The organism is Curtobacterium sp. MCPF17_001 (assembly GCF_003234615.1).
Classification (GTDB): domain Bacteria; phylum Actinomycetota; class Actinomycetes; order Actinomycetales; family Microbacteriaceae; genus Curtobacterium.
Map to the genome: position 1 here is coordinate 13,037 of NZ_QKSL01000001.1, position 21,753 is coordinate 34,789.

A 21,753-nucleotide genomic window follows, 5' to 3' on the forward strand; every position below is an offset into this window, starting at 1 on the left:
CGTGCCTCCCGGCCGTGGAGGGGGAGACGTGCGCCGGGGCCGAGCGTCAGTCGGTCGAGACGACCCGGTCCCGAGCGCTGAGGAGCCGCCGCGCCGCGCCACGCCGGCGGTACGACCCCACCAGGCCGACCGTCGCGACGACCGCCCACACGACGACCAACGCCCAGTCGGCGCCGTCGCCGTCCAGCGCGGAGCCGGCCCAGAGGAGGGTGACCACCGCGGCACCCCACGCGCTGACCAGGCGCCCCGTGGTCTCGTCCTCGAGCTGACGGACCCGCGGTCGCCACACCGCGTCCGGGACCTCCTCCGGCACCCGGCCGGACCGCAACCAGGAGCCGGTCTCGACGACGGCGGAGCGCCCGCCCCGGGACCACCACCGGCGCAGCTGCGCCACCGGCAACACGACGGCGAGCGCCACTCCGATGGTCACGACGGTGAACCAGGGGAAGGGACCGTCGATGAGCACCCCGACCACGACCGCGATCCCCGCTCCGAGGACCACCATCAGTCCGAGCTGCACCCATCCGCCGAGGTCCAGCCGATCGTCCACTTCCGCTGCCGCTTCCCCCGCCATGGGCGGCGACGATACGCCGGTCCCGACCCCACCGCACCTGGCGATCCGCTCGGAACCGGGAGCGGTGACCCGTCCGCACGAGCATCATGAGCGCATGAGGTCGATCTGGAAGGGCTCCATCGCGTTCGGGCTCGTCAACGTGCCCATCAAGGTCTACGCGGCGACCGAGACGCACGACGTCTCCCTGCACCAGATCCATGACGAGGACAAGGCTCGCATCCGGTACAAGCGGGTGTGCGAGCTCGGGCACGAGGTCGAGTACGGCGACATCCAACGCGCCTACGACGACGGTGAGAAGACGGTGGTCCTCACCCCCGACGACTTCAAGCAGCTGCCGCAGGAGCAGTCGCACGAGGTCGAGGTCCTGGAGTTCGTGCCCGTCGACCAGGTCGACCCGATGATGTTCGAGAAGACGTACTACCTGGAGCCGGACTCCCGCTCCCCGAAGGCGTACGTCCTGCTCCGGAAGACGCTCGAGCAGACCGACCGCCTGGCGATCGTGCAGTTCACGCTCCGGCAGAAGACGCGGCTCGGGGTGCTCCGCGTGCACGACGACGTCCTGCTGCTGCAGGGGCTCCTGTGGGGCGACGAGGTCCGTGCTGCCGACTTCAAGGCCCTCGACACGTCGGTCAAGGTCAGCGCGAACGAGCTGAAGATGTCGTCGTCGCTCGTCGAGAGCATGTCGACCGACTTCGACCCGGACCGCTACACGGACGAGTACCAGGAGGAGCTGCAGCAGCTCATCGACGCGAAGCTCGAGGCGGGCGACGACGTCGACACCGCGGAGACGTTCGGCAAGGACGAGTCGGACGACGACGACACCGGTGGGGACGTCATCGACCTGATGGCCGCACTGCGCGCGTCCGTCGACAAGAACCGCGGGGGCGGAGCCCGGTCGGGAGGCTCGGGGTCGCGTTCCACGTCCGGCTCGCGATCGCGCGCGGCCGGTTCCGACGACGACGCGGACGACTCGTCCGACCGGAAGCCGGCGCCGAAGCGGGCCTCGGCCGCGAAGGCCCCGGCGAAGGCCGCTCCGGCGAAGCGGTCGACCGCGAAGAAGGCTCCCGCGGAGGACGAGCCGGCTGCGGAGAAGTCGACCGCGAAGCGGGCGTCGGCGAAGAAGAAGGCGAGTTGAGGGCCTCCCGGCCGGAGACGCTGACGGCTGCTCAGCTGCCCTGACCCGACCCACCCGTCCGCCGTCGCAGGACGAACGGCAGCGTCGTCCACAGTGCAGCCGTCCCGATGAAGACCGCGGCACCACCGACCAGTCCGCCGCGGTCGCCGAGCACCACGTCGAAGACGAACAGCACCGTCCCGGCGAACAGCAGCGCACTGGCGAACAGGGCGACGAGCAGGATCACGTTGCCGGCCCGGACCAGCTCGTGCTTCTGACGCTGCCGGAACACCAGGCGGTGGGTCGCGACCGCGGACAGCGCGACCACGGTGACGACGACGGCCAGGACCACCAGCACGAGGTAGGTCGTCTCCTGCAACTCGGTCAGGGAACGGAAGCGCTGCTGGAACGGCAGGGTCAGGAGGAACCCACCGAGGATCTGCGTGCCGGTCTGGACGATGCGGAGCTCCTGCTGGATGTCGGCCCAGTTGCGGTCCCAGCGTTCCGCCGAGGTCTCGTTGCGCCCGCGCTCCGTGCCGCGGGGCTCGCTGTCGGTCGTGCTCATGCGACGAATGTACGCAGAGCCGTCGTCGCCGCCCGCAGCCGGGCCGTCATGCGCGTGTAACACGAGCAGCGGGAGACTGGACGGATGACTCCACAAGAGCCTGGCAGCCTGTCCCCATCGGCACGGCCTGCCCGCCGCTGGCGCGTCGGTCAGGAACCGGTGACGGGGGCCCAGTCTCCACCCGAGGTCACCGGCCCACCCGTCACCGTGTCCATCACCCGCCTCGTCGAACCGGAGCGCATCCCCGAGGTCACGCTGTGGGTGCAGTCGGGCGTGAACCTGGCCAACCGGTACCCGGGGTTCCTCGGCTCGGGGTGGGTCCGTTCCAGCGCACGGTCGCGGGAGTGGCACATGCTCTACCGGTTCGCGGACCACGACTCCCTGTCCACGTGGGAGGTCTCGGACGACCGCCTGCGCTGGCTGGACCTCGGTCGGGACCTGGTCGTCGAGTCCCGCGTCGAGAAGCGCACCGGCATCGAGGGGTGGTTCGACGTGCCGCAGGACGCCCCGGCGTCGAGCGCGCCGCCGCGGTGGAAGCAGGCCGTCAGCATCTGGCTCGGGTTCTTCCCGGTCAACCTGGTGTTCACGGTCCTGGTCGGGTGGCTGCTGCCGTCGTTCGCGGGCCTGGCGGCGCTGCCCAGGGTGCTCGTCACGACGCTGGTGCTCACACCGGTCATGACGTTCTGGGTGCTGCCCTTCGTGACGAAGCTCATCCGCCCCTGGCTGCTGGCCCCGCCCCGCCGCTCCTGATCGCGGAACACAACGTCGGCGGCTGCCCACAACTGAGTACCGCTGTGAGGAGGCGCCGACATTGCGTTCCGCGGGGGTGGCGTCTCGCGGGGGCACCGGGCCAGCGGGCCGCGCCGGAAGCGGCAGCGCGGGTGGCGAGCGGGGCGGAGGTGGCGTCGTGGGTCTGCCGGAGTGCGGCCCAGCCCGCGGTCACGTCGATCGACTCCGGGTCTTCGATCGGTGCGGCGAGCACGTGCTGCGCCCAGGGCACGGCGTCTCCGGGCAGCCGCAGCTCCGGCGGGAACGCGCCGGTGTCCGCGGTCGAGGTCCGGGTGTGCGCGGCGGCATTGCTCGCCCGGTCCGGGGACCGCAGCGACATGAAGGCGACGTGGCGCGGCGGGGTGCCCGCGCTGATCGTGGTCGCCGCCGCCCAGCAACCGTGGTGCACCGTTCTGGGACGGTGGTCGATGTGGCACGAGGACTTGCTCAGGCGCACAAGTACTGTCTGCTCTTGTCGGACAGCAGCGGCACGCGGCTCGCGCAACGACCACTTCCTCAGGAGCCTGCCGTCGGGCGGTTCCGTCGCCGCCGCGAGCCACGGCCAGCCGAGGTGATGATCGCGGTGATGCAGATCACCACCCCTGCCGTCAACCAGTCGCGGACTGTGCCCAGACCACCGGTGGCCGCGACGATGATCACGGCCGTCAGGACCGCAACCGGGAAGCAGGCGGCAACGACCTTCGGCAGGAACCGGCCGGCCGACCAGGCTGCTCCGAAGAACGCGGCGACACACAGTGCGATGAGGAGGTCGGTCATCGAGGATTCCTTTCCAGAGTGAGCGGCGTCGACGAGTCCAACTCCCGACGCAGCAGAGCTGCGAGACGAGCGGATGCGGGCCACACGGTGAGTCGAACGGTGTGCCGCCCGCGGAGTGTCACGGTCTGCGTGCCGCGCTGCCTGGAGAACCCGACCCACCGGCACACGTCGACCGAGTCCGCCCTGACCACCCACACGGATCGGAACAGCGTCCCCCGCTGTGCGATGACCCACCGGCCGCCGGACGCACTGGTTGCTACCCGGATGTGACCGATGTGGCTGTCTGCCGCTCGGAGCAGGAGGAACGCCGCGGCCACAGCAACCAGCGCGAGCGGAGCCAGGGTCACAGACGCGACGGTGGCGAGGAGCAAACTCCCCGCGACGGCGACCAGCACGACGGGCAGGGCTCGAGTTCGACGAGACCCGTCGACCAGATCAGCGGAAGGCAGACCGGTGAGGAAGCCGAGCATCTCGACGGCTTGCGGCATGCGGGTCAATGGCAGCAAGAGGTTCCGGGTCACGAGCCCGCTGCCTCCTCGAACGACGGCACGGAGGACGACGCGGTTCCCGAGAAGCATCAACACGGGTCTTCGGAACTCGTACGCTGCAACGTCCTCCGACACGACGACACGCTGCTCCCTCTGCGCCAGCCCCGCGGCGAAGACCAACTCACCGCTCGGACTGCACGTCACTGAGAAGCCTCGGTACCGGACCCACGCGACGGTGGACCCGTAGACCAGGCTCCCGACGGCAACGATCCCGACGGCAAGGCCCGACACCACAGGATCGAGCCGAGCGATCTCACGCACGGATGGCAACACCGTTCTGGAGAGACCGAACCAGGGCAGGATCTCGGATGCCGCGGAGTAGACGCTCGGCAGGAAGAAGACGAATGCGCCCGTGCAGACCCCGATGAGCACGAAATCGGACGGTCGGAGAGGTGGAGTCACGACCCGTCCTGGCTCGGACTCCATGATCGGCGCGACGTCGAGTACCTGTCCGGGGTCGAGCAGACCTGGGGTGGCCCGCTCCGCCCGGCTCTGACCGTGGAGCCGCACGAGGCGAGCAGCCTCGCCGGTCAGGAGGTCCTGGATCGTGACGGACGCCATCTCCGATGCCCGCAGTGTGATCCGGAGATCCGCGACACCGAAGGTGCGCTGCACCAGTGTCTGACCGACGGTCACGCTGACGACGGACCGCCACGAGAGGCGCTTCTCCTCGCGGCCGACGAGTCCTCGGAGGACCGTGATGCCGCGCCTGTTCGCCGCGTACCGCACGGTGCACCAGCCGGAGAAGACCTGCACCAGCCGCGTGTAGCCGTAGTAGACCAAGACGACCATGAGCACCGTGTCCCAGGCAGATGGGAGCGCCGCCGTCAGCGTCACGCCGAACCCGACCACCAGCCAAGCGGATCGCATCACGATCGCGGCCCGGACGAGCAGGGAACGCGGGTGGGGACGACGAAGTGGAACACGATCAGACATCGTCAGCCCCGAGTTGCATCAGGCGCTCGACGTCCATGTCCGACATGGGCAGGAGCGAGACTTCCCGCGCTGGGGTGAACAGCACGCACTTCGCGACGCAGAGGCGCTGCAGGAGCGGACCCGCTTGACGGCGGACCAGCGTGATCTTGGATCCGGGGATGTGATCCACTGAGCGGAACACTGCTCCCCGGTACACGAGCACGCCCCCCGGAACGATCTCGACACGGAAGTTACGGACTGCGACCGGGATGACGAGCACAGACTCGATGACCGCGCTGAGCAGAGCAAGTGCAGCCACCACCCAGCAACACGTTCGCCACGCCCCGGATGCCCAGACCGTGCAGAGGATCGCTCCTCCGGCGACGATGATGCCTCCCGCCCAGGCTTCGATCCGACCGACCATCCTGGCTGCGATCTCCGCCGCTCGCAGCGACTCACGGGCCTCGAAACCTCCGCGCCGTTCACCGCCGGCGGTTCGATGTCGCGTCACGGTACTGCTCTTCGAGGGTCTGGGCTTCGGAGACGAGGTGCGACAGCACCGCCCCGGAGGACAACGCCGTCCGGAACACCCGCGCTGGCTCCATCCCTCGCACCAGGATCGAACTGTCGGCGGTGACGACCACGTCGGCTCCGGCTGCCGTCAAGGCGCGGACGAGTTCCCCAGCCCGCGACTCCGCGCGGAGCCGGACCGAGTTCCGCGCCGGACTCCGGCCGTCGAGTGGGGACAGAGAACCGTTCGTCAGGAGCACCACGCGGGTGGCGATCCGCTCCATCTCAGCCATGAGGTGCGAGGAGAGCAGCACGGCTCGTCCGGAACTGGCGAAGCCCCGGAGGAGTTCGCGTATCCAGAGCACCCCGTCGGGATCGAGACCGTTGAGCGGCTCGTCCAGCACCAGGACGTCCGGCTCATCGACCAGCGCCAGGGCGAGCGCGAGCCGCTGACGCATCCCGAGCGAGAGGTGCTTCACGCATCGGCGCTCCGCATCGCTGAGCCCGACGGTTGCCAGCGCCGCCTGCACAGAACCGCGACGTACTCGACCGCGGGAGTACAGGTGTGCGATCACCAGGTGTTGACGACACGTGAGCCTGTCGTCAAGCCACGCCGGGTCGAGGAGCGCGCCGATCCGCAGAGGACCGTCCGTGGCATCTCCGAATTCGACGACGCCAGCTTGCGCCGTGTCGATACCAGCGACGATCCGGAGGAGGGTGCTCTTCCCGGAGCCATTCGCGCCGAGCAGTCCAAGTACCTCGCCAGGGCGGACTTCGAGGTCGAGGTCCGTGAGCACCTGGTGCCCCCCGAACCCTTGACGGACGCCGATGAGTCGGACGATGGGGTTCATCGGATGCCCCACCGTCGGATACTGACCAGACCGGCGATGAGGAGAGCGGTGTCCAGTCCCACGAATCGGAGGACGGCGGTCCCTTGCGTCGAGGGCTCCAACAGCGCAGCAGTGAGCGTCACCGGCGCGAACTGCAGGACCGAGACGCTGATACTCGGTGCCCATATCCCAGCGATCGCCACGAGGAGCGGCAGCGCCCAGACGACGGCCAAGTAGACGAACACTGCGGGGACGGGCGATCGCATGAGCATGCCGATCCCGGCGCCGAGCAAGACGAACAGGAGATGCAGGGCCGGGAGCGCCAGCCACGCAAGCGGCGATGCACGCAGGACGTCGTCTGTGCGAGAGGCCGCGAGCGGCACGAGCAACATCACCACGGCGAGCCCTGTGAGCACTCCTGCGGTGGCCAGCACCGCGGTCTTCGCGACGAAGACGAGCGTGCGATCGTTCATCTGCAGGAGTGTCAGCGCGAACTGACGGGATGACAGATCAGCCGCGGTGAAGAGCGCTGCCGCGAGTCCCAGGAAGAACGGGCTGACCTCTGCGCCCGACACAGCTGCTCGCACGACCGTCGCCGATGCCGCGGCCGGTGCGAGGACGAGGACCTGCCCCGCGCCGAGTGCGAGCGCTCCCAGGACGGCGATCGCCAGCAGAGCCATCTGGGAACGCAGGCTCACGAGCCGGTACCCCTCGCCTCGCCACGATCGCGACCATTTGGATCTGGTCGCCGCGTCGGTCGCCCGCCGTGTCATCGTACCCACCCTCGAATTCCGGTCTCCGCCGCCCGGGAGATCCGGGATGGACTCAACGTAGCCGATTTCCCGCGACGTGTATTGCTCACGCCACCTATCAGAATCCTGTATTTGACTTCGAGCGCGCCGACCTGCCACGGTCATGCTCACCGCACCGACTGCGGTCGGGGAGACGCGTGCACGCGGGGACCCGGATGAAGCGAAAAACGAATCGAAGGCGGGCACAGCCATGGCTGTGTTCGCACGGATCCTCCAGCTGCTGGCGAGGTACGGAGCGCGGGCCGTCGCATGGGCGAAGGCCCACGTCCAGCAGGTCCTGAACTGGATCAACATCGGACAGGCGATCGACTGGATCGTGTCGAAGATCAAGCAGATCCTCGGCATCCGCTAGCAGGACGGCGAGGCCCGCCTGTTGCGGAGCCGGCCAGCGCCTGCGTTCGGGGAACCGAGCGCAGGCGCTGGCCTCGTTCGTGAGGGGAGACAGACGTCAGCTGCCACCCGGAGGGGTCAGCCGAGGACCGACAGCTGGTCCAGCCGCTCGAGGATCACGCCCTCGCGCAACGCCCACGGGCAGATCTCCAGCGCGGGCAGGTCGAAGATGTCCAGGCAGGCCTCGGCGACGAGCGCCCCCGGCACGACCTGGTGCGCCCGGCTCGGAGAGACCCCGGGCAGCGTCCCGAGCTCGTCGACCGACATGGTCAGGAGCGACGGCAGCCGGTCGCGGAGCACTGCACCGTCGAGCAGCCGGGGCACGAGCGGCCCTGCGGCCGACGGCGCTGCGCCGCAGATCCGGGCGATGGACCGGAACGTCTTCGAGGTCGCGACCGCCCGGTCCGGAGCTCCGGACCGCAGGAGCCGCCCGGCTTCGCGGGCGATCTCGACGCGGACCTCGTGCCGGATGCGACGCAGCTCGTCCTGGCTGGGGGTGCCGGCCGCGAAGTACGTGCGGGCCAGCCGCGCGGCACCGATCGGCATCGACCAGGCGACGTCGGGCGCCTCGTCCGCGCCGCCGGCGATCTCGAGTGAGCCGCCGCCGATGTCGAAGACCGCGAGACGGCCGGCGGACCAGCCGAACCAGCGGCGCACGGCCAGGAACGTCAGGCGGGCCTCGTCCGACCCGGAGAGCACGGCGAGTTCGACGCCGGTCTGCTCCTGCACGTGTGCCAGGACCGCTTCGGAGTTCACGGCGTCACGTACCGCGGAGGTCGCGAACCCGAGCATGTCCTCGCAGCCGCGGTCCTCTGCGACACGGACGGACTCGGCCACGAAGTCCGTCAACGCGTCGATGCCCACCGGCGTCACCGCACCCCGGTCGTCCAGGTGCTCCGCGAGTCGCAGTGGTCGCTTGAACGACGACGCGGGCAGCGGGGCTGCGCCGCCGTGGGCGTCGACGACGAGCAGGTGACCGGTGTTGGAACCGATGTCGAGGACTCCGACGCGCATGCGCCCACGCTAGTGGTCGGACGGGAGGCCCGGATCACGTCCCGAGGAACGCCTCCAGCTGCGCGGTGGTCGGGTAGGACGCCTGTGCGCCGGCACCGGTCGCCGCGTACGCACCGACACCGGCTGCGAAGCGCGCGGCCTCGACGAGCGCGTCCCCCGCGGCGAGCCGGAGTGCGACCGCCCCCATGAAGGCGTCCCCGCACCCCGTGGTGTCGACCGCGTCGACGGGGACGGCGGGGACCTCGACCGGCGCGGCGTCCCCGTCGTGCACGACCGAGCCGTCGCCACCCCGGGTGACGATCGACCGGGCGACGCCGTGGTCCCCGAGGGCGGCGGCTTCGTGCTCGTTGACGAGCAGGACGTCGGTCAGGTCGAGGAGCTCCGGTGGGACGTCACCGAACGGGGACAGGTTCGTCAGCACGGTCACCCCGGCGGCGTGTGCGGCACGGGCGGCGGCGAGCACGGCCTCCATCGGGACTTCGAGGCAGAGTCCGAGGACGGCGGCGTCCCGGAAGAGGTCGGCGGGCAGGTCCTCGGCCGAGAACGTGGCGTTGGCGCCGCCGGAGATGACGATGGTGTTCTCGCCGCGGCCGTCGACCGTGATGACGGCGGTGCCGGTGGCCGTCCCCGGCCGGACGACGACGTCCGTGGTGTCCGCACCCGAGGCCGCGACGGAGTCGCGGAGCAGTGCGCCGTTGCCGTCGTCGCCGACTGCGCCGACCATGCGGACGGTTCCCCCGAGCCTCCCGGCCGCGACGGCCTGGTTGGCGGACTTGCCCCCGGGCAGGATCGCCAGGTCGGACCCGTGCAGGGTCTCCCCCGGCTGCGGGAAGCGCTCGGTGCGGACGACGAGGTCCGCGTTCAGCGACCCGACGATCACGATCGTGTCGGTCATCGGACGGTCTCCTTCTGCCGGGTGGCGGCCGTGGTCTCGGCACGCTCGGGACGGGGGATGAGGAACGAGGTCGCCAGGGCAGCGGTCGTGATCACGGCTCCGAGCAGCATCCCACCGGAGTACCCGGCGGTGCCCGAGGAACCGCCGACCCCGAGCGCGATCTGCAGCGCGGGCAGCACGGCGAAGCTGACGCCGGCGCCGAGGTTGAACGCGCCGGCGTTGAGTCCGGGCAGGAACCCCGGGTTCGAGTCCGGCGAGAGCACGATGCCCAGGCCGTTGAGGATGATGTTCGCGATGCCGGCGTACGTGATGCCGATGAGCACGGTCGCGACGACGAGTACGGGCAACGAGTGCACGCCGACGATCGCCATCAGGACGGTCGCGACGATGCTGCCGACCAGCCCGACGCGCAGGACGGCCCGGTAGCCCAGCGTCGGGGCGAGCCGACCGGCGAACGGCCCGACGATCCAGCCGACCAGCGCGTACGGCGTGAGGAACACGAGGGAGGCGAGGTCGGCCTCCATCCCGAAGCCCGCGTCCCCGTTCTGGGCGAGCGAGGTGACGAGCCCGTTCACCACGGCGAACACGCCGGTCATGGTGAGGAACGTGGTGGCGAGGAGCGCCCACGTGGCCCGGCGTCGGAGGAACCGGGTCTCGACGAGCGGTTCCCGCACCCGCGACTCGACCGCCCAGAACACGGCGAAGGTGACCAGGGCCAGGACGATGCCGCCGATGACGACCACCGGGTCCGCGTCGCTGAGCTTGCCGGCCTCGTTGAACGCGGTCAGCAGCGCGCCGACCGAGACCACGAGCGGGACGACGCCCACCCAGTCCATCCGGGTGCCCTCGGACGGCTTCGACTCGACGCCCCAGATGGTGACGAGTGCCAGGGCGATGACGGTGACGACGGCGATGACCCAGAAGATGCCGCGGAAGCCGAAGTGGGTCGCGATCCAGCCGCCGGCGAGGGCGTCGATGCCGGCGATGCCGCCGTTCACCGCGGTGAGCACCCCGAGGGCGGCGCCGTAACGCTTCGGGTCCCGGATCTCGTTGCGCAGCACGAGCAGGCTGATCGGGACGACCGGGCCCGTCACGCCCTGGATGATCCGGCCGGTGAAGAGCATCGGCACGTTCACCGCGAGGGCGGCGACGACACTGCCGACGACCATCACCGCGAGCATCCCGACCAGCACGCGCTTGCGGCCGACGATGTCCGACAGCCGGGGCAGGAACAGGGAGAACAGCGCGGCGAGCGTGAAGTACAGCGTCTGCGAGAGACCGATCGTCGCGTCGTCGGTCCGGAGCTCGCGTGCCATCGTGACCAGCGCGGGGCTGAGCATGCTGGCGTTGAGCTGGAACGCGATGCACGCGGCGAGGAGCGCGGCGGTGAGCGCGCCGATCGACTTCGCCGGCATCGACTTCGTCGTCGAGGGGGTGCTCATCGCGCTCAGACCTCCGACGTGGCGCTCGGCTGCGTGGTCAGGCCCGCGTCGAGCCCGTCCGCCGCCGCACGGGGCGTCCAACCGGTGTCGGGCGTCTCGCCGATGCGCTCGAGGGCGTCGATCACCAGGTCCCAGAACCGGCCGTGGTCGAGCTCCATCGCGGCGCTGGTGCGGCAGTCCTCCGGCGCCGGGGAACGGAAGTCTGCGACGGTCATGCCGAGGGTCAGCGTGCCCTGGGTCTCGACGCGGATTGGGACCTTCACGGCGCGCACGATCGTCGGGTCGATGACGTACGCGACGGCGCACGGGTCGTGCACCGGCGGGGCGTCGAAGCCCTGGACGTCCTGGTACGCCTTGCCGAAGAAGTCGAGGAGCTCCCCCACGAACGCGGCGGGTCCGGTGCCGACGGCGGCGATGCGGGCGGCGACCTCGGGGGTGGCGAGCGCCTGGTGGGTGAGGTCGAGTCCGACCATGACGACGTCCCAGCCGGCGTCGAAGACGATCGACGCGGCCTCGGGGTCGATGACGATGTTGAACTCGGCGACCGGGCTCCAGTTGCCGACGTGGACACCGCCGCCCATCAGCACGACCTGCTTGACGCGCTCGACGATGCGGGGCTCCTTGCGGACGGCGAGCGCGATGTTCGTCAGGCCGGCGGTCGGCACGATCGTGACGGTCCCCGGCTCGTGTGCCATCACGGTGTCGATGATCAGGTCGACCGCGTGCCGCTCGTCGAGCTCGAAGGACGGCTCTGGCAGGACGGGTCCGTCGAGGCCGCTCTCGCCGTGGATCTCGGGGGCGACCTCGACCTGGCGGAGCAGTGGCCGAGCGGCGCCGGCGGCGAACGGCACGCCGGTGATCCCCGCGATCCGGGCCACGGCGAGCGCGTTCCGGGTGACCTTCGGCAGGGTCTGGTTCCCGACGACAGTGGTCACGGCGAGCAGCTCGACGTCCGGGTTGCCGTGGGCGAGCAGCATCGCGACGGCGTCGTCGTGGCCGGGGTCGCAGTCGAGGATGATCTTCGCGGGGGTGCGGGGGGCGTCGGTCACGAGGCTGCTCCACTTCGTCGGGGAGCCGGCGGCCCAGGGGTCGGGCCGGCCGGCAGGAGGTCGGGGCCTGACGCGCCATGCACGCCGCGTCAAGCGTTTGACATCTCAGCGCATCAAGCGCTTGACGTCAAGTCGTACGGATGGTGCGTCCGCCAGCGTCGCTAGCATCGACGCGTGCCCTCGTCCCCGCGCAGTCGCCCCACTCCGTCCGGCCGGGTGACCGCCGCGATGGTGGCCGAACGCGCCGGCACGAGCATCGCCACGGTCTCCCTCGTCGTCAACGGCAAGGACCGTGGGCGGGTCTCGACACCGATCGCCGACCGGGTGCGGGACGCCGTCGAGCAGCTCGGCTACGTCGTGGACCACGCGGCGAGCTCCCTGGCGCGCGGCAGCGGCGACCTCGTGGTGCTCATCGCGCCCGACCTGTCGAACCCGTTCTTCGCCGAGGTCATCCGCGGCGTCCGGGACACCGTCGGTGACCGCTTCCAGCTCGTGCTGTCCGTCACCGAGCGCGGCGCGCAGCCGGTGGACGCCGACGTGCGCCGCTTCGAGCGGCTCCGCCCCGCCGGGATCCTGGTCGACGCCCCGGCCGAGAGCGCATCGATGTCCGCGAGCGTCCCCGTCGTCCTGCTCGACGCACCGGGCGGCCCCGGTGCGGTCAACTACGACCTCACCGCCGGGGTGGAGGCGCTGGTCGCCCACCTCGCCGCAGCCGGACACCGCCGGGTCGCCTACCTCGACGGGACCTCACGCGCGACGACGTTCGCGGTCCGCCGCACGCTGTTCGAGCGGGCGACCGCCACCGCCGGCATCACGACGTCGCCCATGGCAGCACATGCGGACCTGACGATCGACGCCGCCGCGACCGTCGTCGGGCAGGTCGTCGACGCGTGGCTCGCTGACGGGGTCACGGCCGTCGTCGCAGCCGCCGACACACTGGCGTACGGGGTCCTCCGGGTCGCCGCCGAGCGCGGCATCGCCGTCCCGGCGACGCTGGCGGTCGCCGGGTTCGACGACCTGCCCTCGTCCTCGGTCACCGCGCCCAGCCTGACGAGCGTCGCCCTCCCCGGTGCGGAACTCGGGCGAGCGGCGGCGCTCCGGCTCCTCGCTGCACTCGACGGCGTCGACACCCCGGACCCGGCGCTGCCCACCCGCCTGGTCCCCCGCGCGAGCACCGGGGCCTGAGACCGAGCAGACGTCGGACGGGAGGCTCCCCACCAGCTGGTGGGGAGCCTCCCGTCCGACCGTCGGTCGCGCCTACTCGTCGTGCCGGGTCGTCGAGACCGATCCGGTCTGCGAGCCGACCCGCTCGGGCGACTCGGGCTCGGACCCGGCCGGCACGTCACCCCGCACCGCACCGTCGCGACGCGCTCGCTCGAGCGCGTCCGCCTCGTCGCCACCGACGGCCTCGCCGCGGGCGACCATGCCGGCCACGTCCGCCAGCCGTATCTGCGGGATGAAGAGCGCGAGCACGAGCGCCGCGGCGATGAACGGCAGCAGGTACCAGAACACCGGCGACAGCGAGTCGGCGTACGCGTTGACGATGCCGTCCTGCACGGCCTGCGGCAGCTTCGACAGCGACGTCGGGTCGATGCTCGAGCTCGCGCTGGCCGCGTCGGTCGCGCTGCCACCGGCACCGCGGAACACGTCCGTCAACGCGTCGGTCAGCCGCGAGGTGAACAGCGCACCGAAGACGGCGACACCGAGGGAGGCGCCGACCTCGCGGAAGTAGTTGTTCGTCGAGGTCGCCGTGCCGACCTGCTCCGGCGGGACGGCGTTCTGCGCCACGAGCACCACGACCTGCATGATCAGGCCGAGCCCGGCACCGAACACGAACAGGTACACGCAGATCAGCCAGATCGGGGTGCTGGCCGCGAGGGTCGTCATGCCGAGCATCGCGATCCCGACCACGATCGTGCCGATGATCGGGAACGCGCGGTACCGGCCGGTCTTGGTGATGAGCGTGCCGGAGAGGATCGAGGTGCCGATCAGGCCGACCATCATCGGCAGCATCAGCAGGCCGGACACCGCGGCCGACGTGCCCGAGGCCATCTGCAGGAACGTCGGGACGAAACCGATCGCGGCGAACATGCCCAGGCCGAGCACGAAGCCGATCGCGGTCGCGATGACGAACGTGCGGTTGCGGAAGAACGACAGCGGGATGATCGGGTCCTGCGCCCGCGACTCGACGAGCACGAAGGACGCGGCGGCGACCAGGAAGCCGGCACCCCACGCCCAGGTCTCGGGAGCACCCCAGCCGTGCTGGCGGTTGCCGCCGAACTCGGTGAAGAAGACCAGGCAGGCGGTGGTGGCGGACAGGAGGGCGACGCCGAGGACGTCGATCCGCTTCGTCGCCTTCTTGCTCGGCAGCGTCAGGGCGAACCACGCGACGGCGAAGGCCGCGATGCCGACCGGGATGTTGATCCAGAAGGCCCAGTTCCAGGTCATGTGGTCGACGAAGAAGCCGCCGAGCAGCGGGCCGCCGACCGCCGAGAGGCCGAAGATCGCACCGAGCGGGCCGAGGTACTTGCCGCGCTGCGAGGCGGGGACGATGTCGGCGATGATCGCCTGCGACAGGATCATGAGCCCGCCACCACCGAGACCCTGCAGGGCGCGGAAGACCACGAACTGCCAGAAGTCGGTCGACAGGGCGCAGCCGAGCGACGCCAGTGTGAACAGTGCGATGGCGACGAGGAACAGGTTGCGGCGACCGATGACGTCACCGAACTTGCCGTAGATCGGCATCACGATCGTCGAGGCGAGCAGGTACCCGGTCGTGATCCACGCCTGGTGCGCGACGCCGCCGAGCTCGCCGACGATGGTCGGCATGGCGGTCGAGACGATGGTCTGGTCGAGGCTCGAGAGCAGCATCCCGGCGATGAGCGCGGCGAAGATGATCCAGATGCGACGCTGGGTGAGGAGCAGCGGCCCGTCGGACTGCTGGCGCCCCCGACGGGTGGTGCTCGGCGCTGATGCGCTCATGAGGTGCCTTCCTGGGCAGGGATGGTGATGGCTTCCGTCATGAGACGGAGGTTGGTGTCGAGGAGTTCGTCGAACCGGGGTCCGGACGCCTCGTCGAAGTCGTCGGCGAAGTAGGTGCCGGCGCTGACCCGGACGACACCGACGGCGGCCTCGGTCACCAGCCGGGCCCGGGGGTCGGCGGGGTCGTGCCAGGCGAAGCGCTGCCGGACGGAGTCGGCCACGTTCTGGATCTGGGCGTCCGTGGCCGACAGGAACCGCGCGGTCAGGGCGGGCTCCCGCTCGAACACGTGCCGGACCAGGGCCTCGTCGGCGCGGTCGATGCCGGCGACGTGCAGCTGCTCGATGATCAGCGCGATGACGGACGGCAGCGGGGCCAGGGTCGTGGGGACGACGGCGCCGTCGGCGTAGGCGGCGAGGAGCGCGGTGTCGGCGTTCAGCTCGATGCCGAGGACCACGTCCTCCTTCGACGCGAAGTGGTTGAAGAAGGTCCGGCGGGAGACGCCGACCCGCTCGCAGAGCTGTTCGATCGTGAAGCCCTGCAGTCCGCCGTCAACGACCGCCCGACGCGCTTCGGACACCATGCTGCGCCGCAGGGTGCGGGTACGTTCAGCGGTGGTCACCCGGAGATACTTGCACTCCTTCATCGAGAGTGCAATTCATCGCGCGGGAACTCCCAGCGAGCGGGTCAGATCGCCTTCGCGAAGCAGTACGACCAGGGCATCGTCTCGGCGTACGGCTCGTACACGTCGATGCGGTCCCACCCGGTCTTCTCGTACAGCGCCACGGCCTCGGGCTGCTTGTCGCCGGTCTGCAGGACCAGACGCGTGGCCCCCTGCTCCCGGCCCACACGGGCGCACTCGTCGAGGAGCGCGGTCGCGGCACCCTTGCCGCGGGCGGCCGCCAGGACGATGAGGCGCTTCAGCTCGATCTCGTCCCCGAGTCGGCGGACGGCGATGTGCCCGAGGACCGTCCCGTCCTCGTCGACGGCGAGCAGGGACGTCACGACGGTGGACGGGTCGACCGACAGTACGCGGTTGCGCTCCGCGGTGACCTCGGGAGCCTCACCGGGGTTGGAGTCGCCGTAGCGCTCGTGCATCTCCTCGTCCATGGTCGCGCGGAGTGCGACTCCGCGCGGGTCTTCCCAGGGCACGCGTTCGATGGTGATCACGATCGTCCATCCTGACACGCGACGGGCGGGCCCGTACACACGGGTCGCGTCAGGAGAGCGAGCCGATCGGGCTACCGTCGAGGTCCTCGAGCAGAGCCGCCGCGTCGTCGTACACGGCGGCAGCGCCGGCACCACGCAGCTCGTCGCCGCCGATCCCGCCGGTCATCACCCCGATGCACCTGACCCCGACGCGCTTCGCGGACTCGACGTCCCACATCGCGTCGCCGATCATGACGGCACGCTCGGGGTCCACGCCCACCTTCTGCAGGGCGACCTCGATGATCCCGGGGTCCGGCTTCGCCTGCTCGACGTCCTCACCGCTCGTCACCGCGGTGATCCAGCGGTCGGCGTCCAGGAGTTCCAGCAACCGGTCGAGCTCGTTCTGCGGGGCGCTCGTCGCGAGCACCACGGCGTGCCCGCGGCCGGCGACCGCCTCGAGCAGGTCCCGCGCGCCGGGCAGCAACCGCAGCTGCGGCATGTGCTCCGAGTAGTAGGCGGTGTGGAACTGCTTCGCGGTGTCACGGACCTCGTCCGAGGCGTCCGGCAGCAGTGACTCCAGGAGCTTCGACGAGTCCATCCCGATCGCCCGGTGGATCCGCCAGGCGTCCACGGACTCACCCGCCGCGCGGAAGGCCCGCCACCAGGCGTCGATGTGAGCGTAGTTCGAGTCGGCCAAGGTGCCGTCGATGTCGAAGAGGACGGCGGTGGTGGGGATGTCGGACATGCCTCCACCCTGCTCCGTCGGCGCCGACCGTCGCCTCAGGTGGGCCACCGGGCGCGGTGGACGCGCCACACGACGGACGGGAGGCCCGGGACCGTCTGGTCCCGGGCCTCCCGTCCGTCAGGTGGTGACGTGTCAGGCGTTGCGGACGTCGTCCGCGGACGACTGCGCGTTGTCCTTCACGTCGGACGCGGCGCCCTGCGCCTCGTCCTTGACCGTCTGGGCGGCGTCCTGCGCGGTGCCCTTGAGGTCCTGAGCGTGCTCCTTGGCGGCGTCGACGAGCGGGCCGCTGGCGTCCTTGGCCTGTTCCTTCGCCTTGTCCAGGAGCGGTGCGGCCTTGTCCTTGAGGTCGCCCGCGAGTTCCTCTTCCTTGGTGGAGGAGGGCAGGAGCGACGATGCGAGCCAGCCGACACCGAAGGCGATGAGGCCCACGGCGAGCGGGTTGCCCTTCGCCTTCTCGACACCGCGCGAGGCGGCGTCCTTGGCGGAACCGGTCGCGTTCGACGTGGAGCCGGAGACGCTGGAGCGAGCCGAGCCGGCCGCGCCCATGACGGAGTCACGTGCGCTGCCTGCGGCGCCCATCACGGAGTCGCGGGCGTCCTGGAACCGGCCCTTGACCTTCTCGGTCTGGCGGTGGGCGATCGACGACGGGTTGACCTTGTCGGCCAGGGCGTCGACGTCCGAACCGAGTTCGCCGCGGGTGCGCTCGATGTCGGCGCGGATCTCGTCTGGGGTACTCATCAGTTCCTCCCGTTGTTGGGCTTGAGTGTCTCGGGGACTTCCTTGACGGTCGCGACCGTCTGCGGCGCACCGTTGATCTGCTTGATCTCCTTGCGCCCGCGGGAGGCGAGGATCGCTGCGGCGATCGCGTAGATGACGGCGATGATCACGGCGGACCAGGCGTTGCCGATGAGGTAGCCGAGGCCCCACCATGCGGCGATCGACAGGAACAGCAGGGCGAACAGCCCGGTGACCCCGGCGCCGCCGAACATGCCGGCACCCTTGCCCGCCTTCTTCGCGGAGTCGGTCAGCTCTGCCTTGGCGAGCGCGACCTCCTGCCGGAAGAGGGTCGAGAGGTCACGGGACACCTCGGAGAGGAGTTCGCCGAGGGGCGTCGATGCAGCACGCTCCTCGGCGCTCGGCTGCCCGGGCACCGTCCGACCGGTCGCGCCGGGGAACGGATCGGTCATACGAGCGGCCCCGTCCCGGCGGTGCCGGTCCCCGTGGTGCTCGTGCCGGTGACACCCGTCGAGCCGAGGTCGGAGGTCCCGGTCGTCCCGGTGGTGCCAGAGGCCTCGGCTTCCTTCTCGTGCTTGATCTCGGTCGTCAGCGCCTTGGCGAGACGGCCGGCGAGGATGCCCGCACCGGCGGCGATCGCGATGAAGGTCCCCGGACGGCGAGCCGCGAACGACTTCACGTCGTCGACGAGCGAACCCGGGTCGCGGCCTTCGAGGTACCCGGCGAACGAGCCGGCGCGGTTCGACAGGTCGCGGACGACCTTCGAGGCCAGGCCCTGCTCGTCGTCGTTCTCGGCCATCTTGCCGAGCTGGTCACCGATCGTGCGGAGTCCACCGGCGGCGCGCTGCTGCTGGTCGGCAGCCTGGTCCTTGAGGGTGCTGGACGCCTGCCCGTAGAGCTGGCGTGCGTGGTCCGACACCTCGGAGGCGACGTTCGCGGCCTGCTCCTTGGCGGTGCCCGCGACGTTCGCGGCCTTCTCCTTGGCGTCGCCGGCGACGTCGGAGGCGGCACCCTTGGCGGCGTCGGCCTTGCCACCGCTCGAGCTGTCGTCGGAGCCGGTGCTGCTGACGCCGCTGCCGGTACCGGTCGCGGTCAGGCTGCCGGCGGGGACGGTGCCCGCGGGCAGCTGCTCGTCGGCGGGGATGGCGTCCAGCGGTTCGAGGTCGTCAAATCCGGTGGGGCGCGCGACGGGGGTACCGCTCGCGTAGGACGGGACCGTGACGCCGGGGTGGATCTCGTGACCCTCGGCGGCAGCCGTGGCGTCGTGGATGGGCGTCCCGGAGTCGTTCCCGGGTGGGTTCGTGGTCATGGTCGGCCTTCCGGTCTTCTCGTCGCGGCGGGCGGTGCACCCGCTGCGTTGGACCCGAACCTGCGCGGAAGAGTCTGGGACGGGTTCCAGGAACTCCGATCTGCGCGGATTCCCGCTCGACCCTCCCCAGAACGCCAGTCGAGGAGCGACGTGCCCCTCCCTCACAGCGACCGTCCGGTTGGCTCGGGCCATGCCCTCCGTCTCGGTCGTCGTCCCGGTGCGCGACGACGCTGAGCACCTCCGACGCTGCCTGACGGCTCTGGCGGCGCAGACCCGGCTCCCGGACGAGGTCGTCGTCGTCGACAACGGCAGCTCCGACGACAGCGCGGCCGTGGCCCGTGCCGCCGGCGCCGTCCTCTGCGTCGAACCGGTCCGCGGCATCGCCCGTGCGTCGTCGCTCGGCTACGACACGGCCCGAGGGGACGTGATCGTCCGGCTCGATGCGGACTCCGTGCCGCCGCCGCACTGGATCGCGAGCGCGCTCGACCTGCTCGAGGACCCCGCCGTGGTCGCGGTCACCGGTCCGGGCCGCCCCGTGGACGCCGGGCCCCTCGTCCGGCTCGCCTGGCCGGTCCTCTACATGCAGGCGTACTTCGTCCTCATGCACGGTGCCCTCGCTCGACCGCCGTTGTTCGGGTCCGCGACGGCGATCCGCAGGTCCGCCTGGCTCGCCGTCCGCGACCGGGTGCACCGGGACGACCCGGAGGTCCACGACGACGTCGACCTCAGCATGCAGCTGGACCCGTCGTGGCGGGTGCTGGCCGACCCCGTGCTCGCGGTGGGGGTGTCCGCGCGACCGTTCTCGAGCCTCCCGTCCGCACTGTTGCGGGCACGACGCGCCTTCCACACCTTCCGCGTGAACGGTCCGCACGCCGCACCCTCACGCCGGTGGGCGCGACGGCTCCGGGTGGCCTGGCGGGCTCGTGACCACGCACGGGCGTGGTGGCGGGCCCGCTGACCGTCGACGCCACAGCCGACGGCTGACACGGCTCGTCACGTCCGTCCCGCCTCAGGGCAGGACGACCACCTTGCCGGCGATGGCCCCGTCGGCGGCCTCGGCGTGCAGGGCCGGCAGCTCGGTGAGTGGGATGCGCCGCGTCACCTCCACATGCAGCGAGCCCTCGTCGACCAGGGACACCAGGCGTGTCAGGCGGTCGCGGTTCGGCAGCACGAAGACGACCGCGGAGCGCACGCCGCGTGATGCGTCGTCCGGGGCGGGCATCCAGGCGGTGGTGCTGACGACCACGCCGCCGTCACCGACCAGGGCGACCAGTCGGGTGAACTCCGCCGGGTCGAGCGGGGCCAGGTTGAGGAGCACGTCGACCGGTTCGGTGACGGCGTCCAGCAGGTCCGTCGTGGTGTGGTCGACGACCTCGTCCGCTCCCGCAGCCCGGACGGCGTCGGCGCTGCGGGGACTGGCGGTCGCGACGACGTGTGCGCCGAGTTGCTTCGCCAGCCGGACCGCGTACTTGCCGACCACACCGCCCGCGCCGACGACCAGCAGGCGCTGCCCGGCCTGCAGCCGTCCGTCGTCGACGAGCGCCTGCCAGGCCGTCAGGGCGACGGAGGGCAGTGCGGCGGCGTCGGCGAGCGGGATGCTCGTCGGGGCGGGGACGAGGACGTCGGCAGGAGCGACGACGTACTCGGCCGCGCCGCCGTCCCGCTCCATGGGCAGGAACCCGATGACCGTGTCACCGACGCTGAGCCCCTCGACTCCGGCCCCCACGGCGTCCACCGTGCCGGAGACGTCGTAGCCGGGGACGTGCGGCAGCACGATCGGGATGGGGAGGGCCCCGGCGCGCATCCCGGCGTCGGCGGCGCTGAACGCCGAGGCGGCGACCCGGACCCGGACCTCGCCGTCGGCCGGGACGGGCTGTGCGACGTCGACGTACCGGAGCACCTCGGGGCCGCCGATCTCCTGGAACTGGACTGCCTTCATGGTCGTTTCCTCTCGTTGTTGCTTCGACTTCGAAGCACTTGTCAGGAACGTACCACTGCTTCGAACTCGAAGCAATGGGTAGGATCGATGCATGACCGAGACACCGCTCCCGCTCACCGGCGCGCAACTGACCGCCTACCTCTCGTTCACCGAGGTCAGCGCCCTGCTCCGCCCGGCGGTCGAGAAGCAGCTCAAGGACGTCGGAGCGCTCAGCTACGTGCAGTTCCAGTTGCTCGCCCGACTCGGCGACGATCCGAGCGGCAGCCGGAGCATGACCGACCTGGCGGACGGCGTCGTCTACAGCCGGAGTGGGCTGACCTACCAGGCGCAGCTGCTCGACCAGCGCGGACTCGTCTCCCGGGCGCCGTCGCCCGAAGACGAGCGCCGCGTCGTCGTCACGATCACCGACGCCGGCCGCGAGGTCCTGGCCGCCGTGTTCCCGGGACACATCGCGCTCGTGCGGGAACTCCTCTTCGCCTCACTGTCGGAAGCGGACGTCGAGTCGCTCGCACGGATCCTGGGACGGGTCGGGACGCGTCTCCGCGAGGCCCCGCCCCGCTCCGCCGCTCCGCGCCGTCGACGGGCCGACTGACGCGACGGTCGACGACGTGGCGCGAGGAACCTCGCGGCCCGCATCGAACACGGTCCAGCCGGACGGCGTAGCGTCGCTCCAGTCGCCCGGCCGGAAGGCAC

At 70.9% G+C, this 21,753-nt stretch carries 25 protein-coding genes; 6 read left to right on the forward strand and 19 right to left on the reverse strand.

The window, feature by feature from the left end; all coding sequences use genetic code 11:
• Nucleotides 1-46 precede the first annotated feature (46 nt).
• Complete coding sequence (locus DEJ24_RS00065; RefSeq protein ID WP_146242581.1) at nt 47-574, reverse strand: hypothetical protein; 528 nt, start codon at nt 572-574, stop codon at nt 47-49.
• Nucleotides 575-668: 94 nt separating this feature from the next.
• On the opposite strand from DEJ24_RS00065, the gene DEJ24_RS00070 reads away from it, so the two are divergent.
• Complete coding sequence (locus DEJ24_RS00070) at nt 669-1,709, forward strand: Ku protein (protein ID WP_111076752.1); 1,041 nt, start codon at nt 669-671, stop codon at nt 1,707-1,709.
• A gap of 31 nt (nt 1,710-1,740) precedes the next feature.
• Here the strand turns inward: DEJ24_RS00070 and DEJ24_RS00075 are convergent, their stop codons facing one another.
• The gene (locus DEJ24_RS00075; protein WP_111044529.1) at nt 1,741-2,253 is read right to left on the reverse strand and encodes a DUF6328 family protein; all 513 of its coding nucleotides are present in this window, start codon (nt 2,251-2,253) and stop codon (nt 1,741-1,743) included.
• 159 nt (nt 2,254-2,412) lie between these two features.
• Between DEJ24_RS00075 and DEJ24_RS00080 the strand changes: the two genes are divergently transcribed.
• The gene (locus tag DEJ24_RS00080) at nt 2,413-3,003 is read left to right on the forward strand and encodes an antibiotic biosynthesis monooxygenase (protein WP_111076753.1); all 591 of its coding nucleotides are present in this window, start codon (nt 2,413-2,415) and stop codon (nt 3,001-3,003) included.
• Between the two features lie 534 nt (nt 3,004-3,537).
• Here DEJ24_RS00080 and DEJ24_RS00090 read toward each other — a convergent pair.
• The 5 genes from DEJ24_RS00090 to DEJ24_RS16680 are packed head-to-tail and all read right to left on the reverse strand — an operon-like array spanning nt 3,538 to nt 7,299.
• A complete protein-coding gene (locus DEJ24_RS00090; protein ID WP_111076755.1) occupies nt 3,538-3,798 on the reverse strand; it encodes a hypothetical protein in 261 nt (86 codons plus the stop codon).
• Complete coding sequence (locus DEJ24_RS00095) at nt 3,795-5,216, reverse strand: PH domain-containing protein (RefSeq protein ID WP_181436482.1); 1,422 nt, start codon at nt 5,214-5,216, stop codon at nt 3,795-3,797. The genes DEJ24_RS00090 and DEJ24_RS00095 overlap by 4 nt, the downstream gene beginning before the upstream one ends.
• Nucleotides 5,217-5,274: 58 nt before the next feature.
• Entirely contained in the window at nt 5,275-5,772 is a 498-nt protein-coding gene (locus DEJ24_RS00100; protein WP_146242582.1) for a PH domain-containing protein, read from the reverse strand.
• A complete protein-coding gene (locus DEJ24_RS00105) occupies nt 5,744-6,622 on the reverse strand; it encodes an ATP-binding cassette domain-containing protein (RefSeq protein ID WP_181432835.1) in 879 nt (292 codons plus the stop codon). Before DEJ24_RS00105 ends, DEJ24_RS00100 begins: the two co-directional genes overlap by 29 nt.
• Nucleotides 6,619-7,299, reverse strand: a complete 681-nt coding sequence (locus DEJ24_RS16680) for a hypothetical protein (protein WP_181421683.1) — start codon at nt 7,297-7,299, stop codon at nt 6,619-6,621. Before DEJ24_RS16680 ends, DEJ24_RS00105 begins: the two co-directional genes overlap by 4 nt.
• A 304-nt stretch (nt 7,300-7,603) precedes the next feature.
• Here DEJ24_RS16680 and DEJ24_RS00110 point away from each other — a divergent pair, with 304 nt between their 5' ends.
• Nucleotides 7,604-7,765 (forward strand): aureocin A53 family class IId bacteriocin, encoded by a 162-nt coding sequence (locus DEJ24_RS00110; RefSeq protein ID WP_110904833.1) that lies wholly within the window; start codon nt 7,604-7,606, stop codon nt 7,763-7,765.
• Nucleotides 7,766-7,881: 116 nt separating this feature from the next.
• Here the strand turns inward: DEJ24_RS00110 and DEJ24_RS00115 are convergent, their stop codons facing one another.
• Genes DEJ24_RS00115 through DEJ24_RS00130 form a run of 4 tightly spaced genes read right to left on the reverse strand, consistent with a single transcriptional unit; the run spans nt 7,882 to nt 12,131 of the window.
• Nucleotides 7,882-8,817, reverse strand: coding sequence for a Ppx/GppA family phosphatase (locus tag DEJ24_RS00115; RefSeq protein WP_111076759.1), 936 nt, complete (start codon nt 8,815-8,817; stop codon nt 7,882-7,884).
• A gap of 34 nt (nt 8,818-8,851) precedes the next feature.
• Complete coding sequence (locus DEJ24_RS00120; protein WP_111076760.1) at nt 8,852-9,712, reverse strand: ribokinase; 861 nt, start codon at nt 9,710-9,712, stop codon at nt 8,852-8,854.
• Nucleotides 9,709-11,154: an MFS transporter gene (locus tag DEJ24_RS00125; protein WP_111076761.1), complete on the reverse strand. Its 1,446-nt coding sequence runs from the start codon at nt 11,152-11,154 to the stop codon at nt 9,709-9,711. Before DEJ24_RS00125 ends, DEJ24_RS00120 begins: the two co-directional genes overlap by 4 nt.
• Nucleotides 11,155-11,159: 5 nt before the next feature.
• Complete coding sequence (locus tag DEJ24_RS00130; protein WP_375334682.1) at nt 11,160-12,131, reverse strand: nucleoside hydrolase; 972 nt, start codon at nt 12,129-12,131, stop codon at nt 11,160-11,162.
• A gap of 246 nt (nt 12,132-12,377) precedes the next feature.
• Here DEJ24_RS00130 and DEJ24_RS00135 point away from each other — a divergent pair, with 246 nt between their 5' ends.
• Complete coding sequence (locus DEJ24_RS00135; protein WP_258374556.1) at nt 12,378-13,388, forward strand: LacI family DNA-binding transcriptional regulator; 1,011 nt, start codon at nt 12,378-12,380, stop codon at nt 13,386-13,388.
• A gap of 72 nt (nt 13,389-13,460) precedes the next feature.
• On the opposite strand, the gene DEJ24_RS00140 is transcribed toward DEJ24_RS00135, so the two are convergent.
• The 7 genes from DEJ24_RS00140 to DEJ24_RS00170 form a co-directional block, all read right to left on the reverse strand.
• Nucleotides 13,461-15,185, reverse strand: coding sequence for an MDR family MFS transporter (locus tag DEJ24_RS00140; RefSeq protein WP_111076763.1), 1,725 nt, complete (start codon nt 15,183-15,185; stop codon nt 13,461-13,463).
• Complete coding sequence (locus DEJ24_RS16685) at nt 15,182-15,805, reverse strand: TetR/AcrR family transcriptional regulator (RefSeq protein WP_181436483.1); 624 nt, start codon at nt 15,803-15,805, stop codon at nt 15,182-15,184. Before DEJ24_RS16685 ends, DEJ24_RS00140 begins: the two co-directional genes overlap by 4 nt.
• Nucleotides 15,806-15,870: 65 nt before the next feature.
• On the reverse strand, nt 15,871-16,353 hold the full coding sequence (locus tag DEJ24_RS00150) for a GNAT family N-acetyltransferase (RefSeq protein WP_258374547.1): 483 nt from the start codon (nt 16,351-16,353) through the stop codon (nt 15,871-15,873).
• A gap of 49 nt (nt 16,354-16,402) precedes the next feature.
• Complete coding sequence (locus tag DEJ24_RS00155; protein WP_111076764.1) at nt 16,403-17,077, reverse strand: HAD family hydrolase; 675 nt, start codon at nt 17,075-17,077, stop codon at nt 16,403-16,405.
• Between the two features lie 132 nt (nt 17,078-17,209).
• Nucleotides 17,210-17,815 (reverse strand): DUF3618 domain-containing protein, encoded by a 606-nt coding sequence (locus DEJ24_RS00160; RefSeq protein ID WP_258374548.1) that lies wholly within the window; start codon nt 17,813-17,815, stop codon nt 17,210-17,212.
• On the reverse strand, nt 17,815-18,264 hold the full coding sequence (locus DEJ24_RS00165) for a phage holin family protein (RefSeq protein WP_111076765.1): 450 nt from the start codon (nt 18,262-18,264) through the stop codon (nt 17,815-17,817). The genes DEJ24_RS00160 and DEJ24_RS00165 overlap by 1 nt, the downstream gene beginning before the upstream one ends.
• Nucleotides 18,261-19,121 (reverse strand): hypothetical protein, encoded by an 861-nt coding sequence (locus DEJ24_RS00170; RefSeq protein ID WP_111076766.1) that lies wholly within the window; start codon nt 19,119-19,121, stop codon nt 18,261-18,263. Before DEJ24_RS00170 ends, DEJ24_RS00165 begins: the two co-directional genes overlap by 4 nt.
• 190 nt (nt 19,122-19,311) lie before the next feature.
• On the opposite strand from DEJ24_RS00170, the gene DEJ24_RS00175 reads away from it, so the two are divergent.
• The gene (locus DEJ24_RS00175; RefSeq protein WP_111076767.1) at nt 19,312-20,079 is read left to right on the forward strand and encodes a glycosyltransferase; all 768 of its coding nucleotides are present in this window, start codon (nt 19,312-19,314) and stop codon (nt 20,077-20,079) included.
• 51 nt (nt 20,080-20,130) lie between these two features.
• Here DEJ24_RS00175 and DEJ24_RS00180 read toward each other — a convergent pair whose 3' ends face one another.
• A complete protein-coding gene (locus tag DEJ24_RS00180; RefSeq protein ID WP_111076768.1) occupies nt 20,131-21,060 on the reverse strand; it encodes an NADP-dependent oxidoreductase in 930 nt (309 codons plus the stop codon).
• A gap of 91 nt (nt 21,061-21,151) precedes the next feature.
• Here DEJ24_RS00180 and DEJ24_RS00185 point away from each other — a divergent pair, with 91 nt between their 5' ends.
• Complete coding sequence (locus DEJ24_RS00185) at nt 21,152-21,652, forward strand: MarR family winged helix-turn-helix transcriptional regulator (RefSeq protein ID WP_111076769.1); 501 nt, start codon at nt 21,152-21,154, stop codon at nt 21,650-21,652.
• Nucleotides 21,653-21,753: the final 101 nt, after the last annotated feature.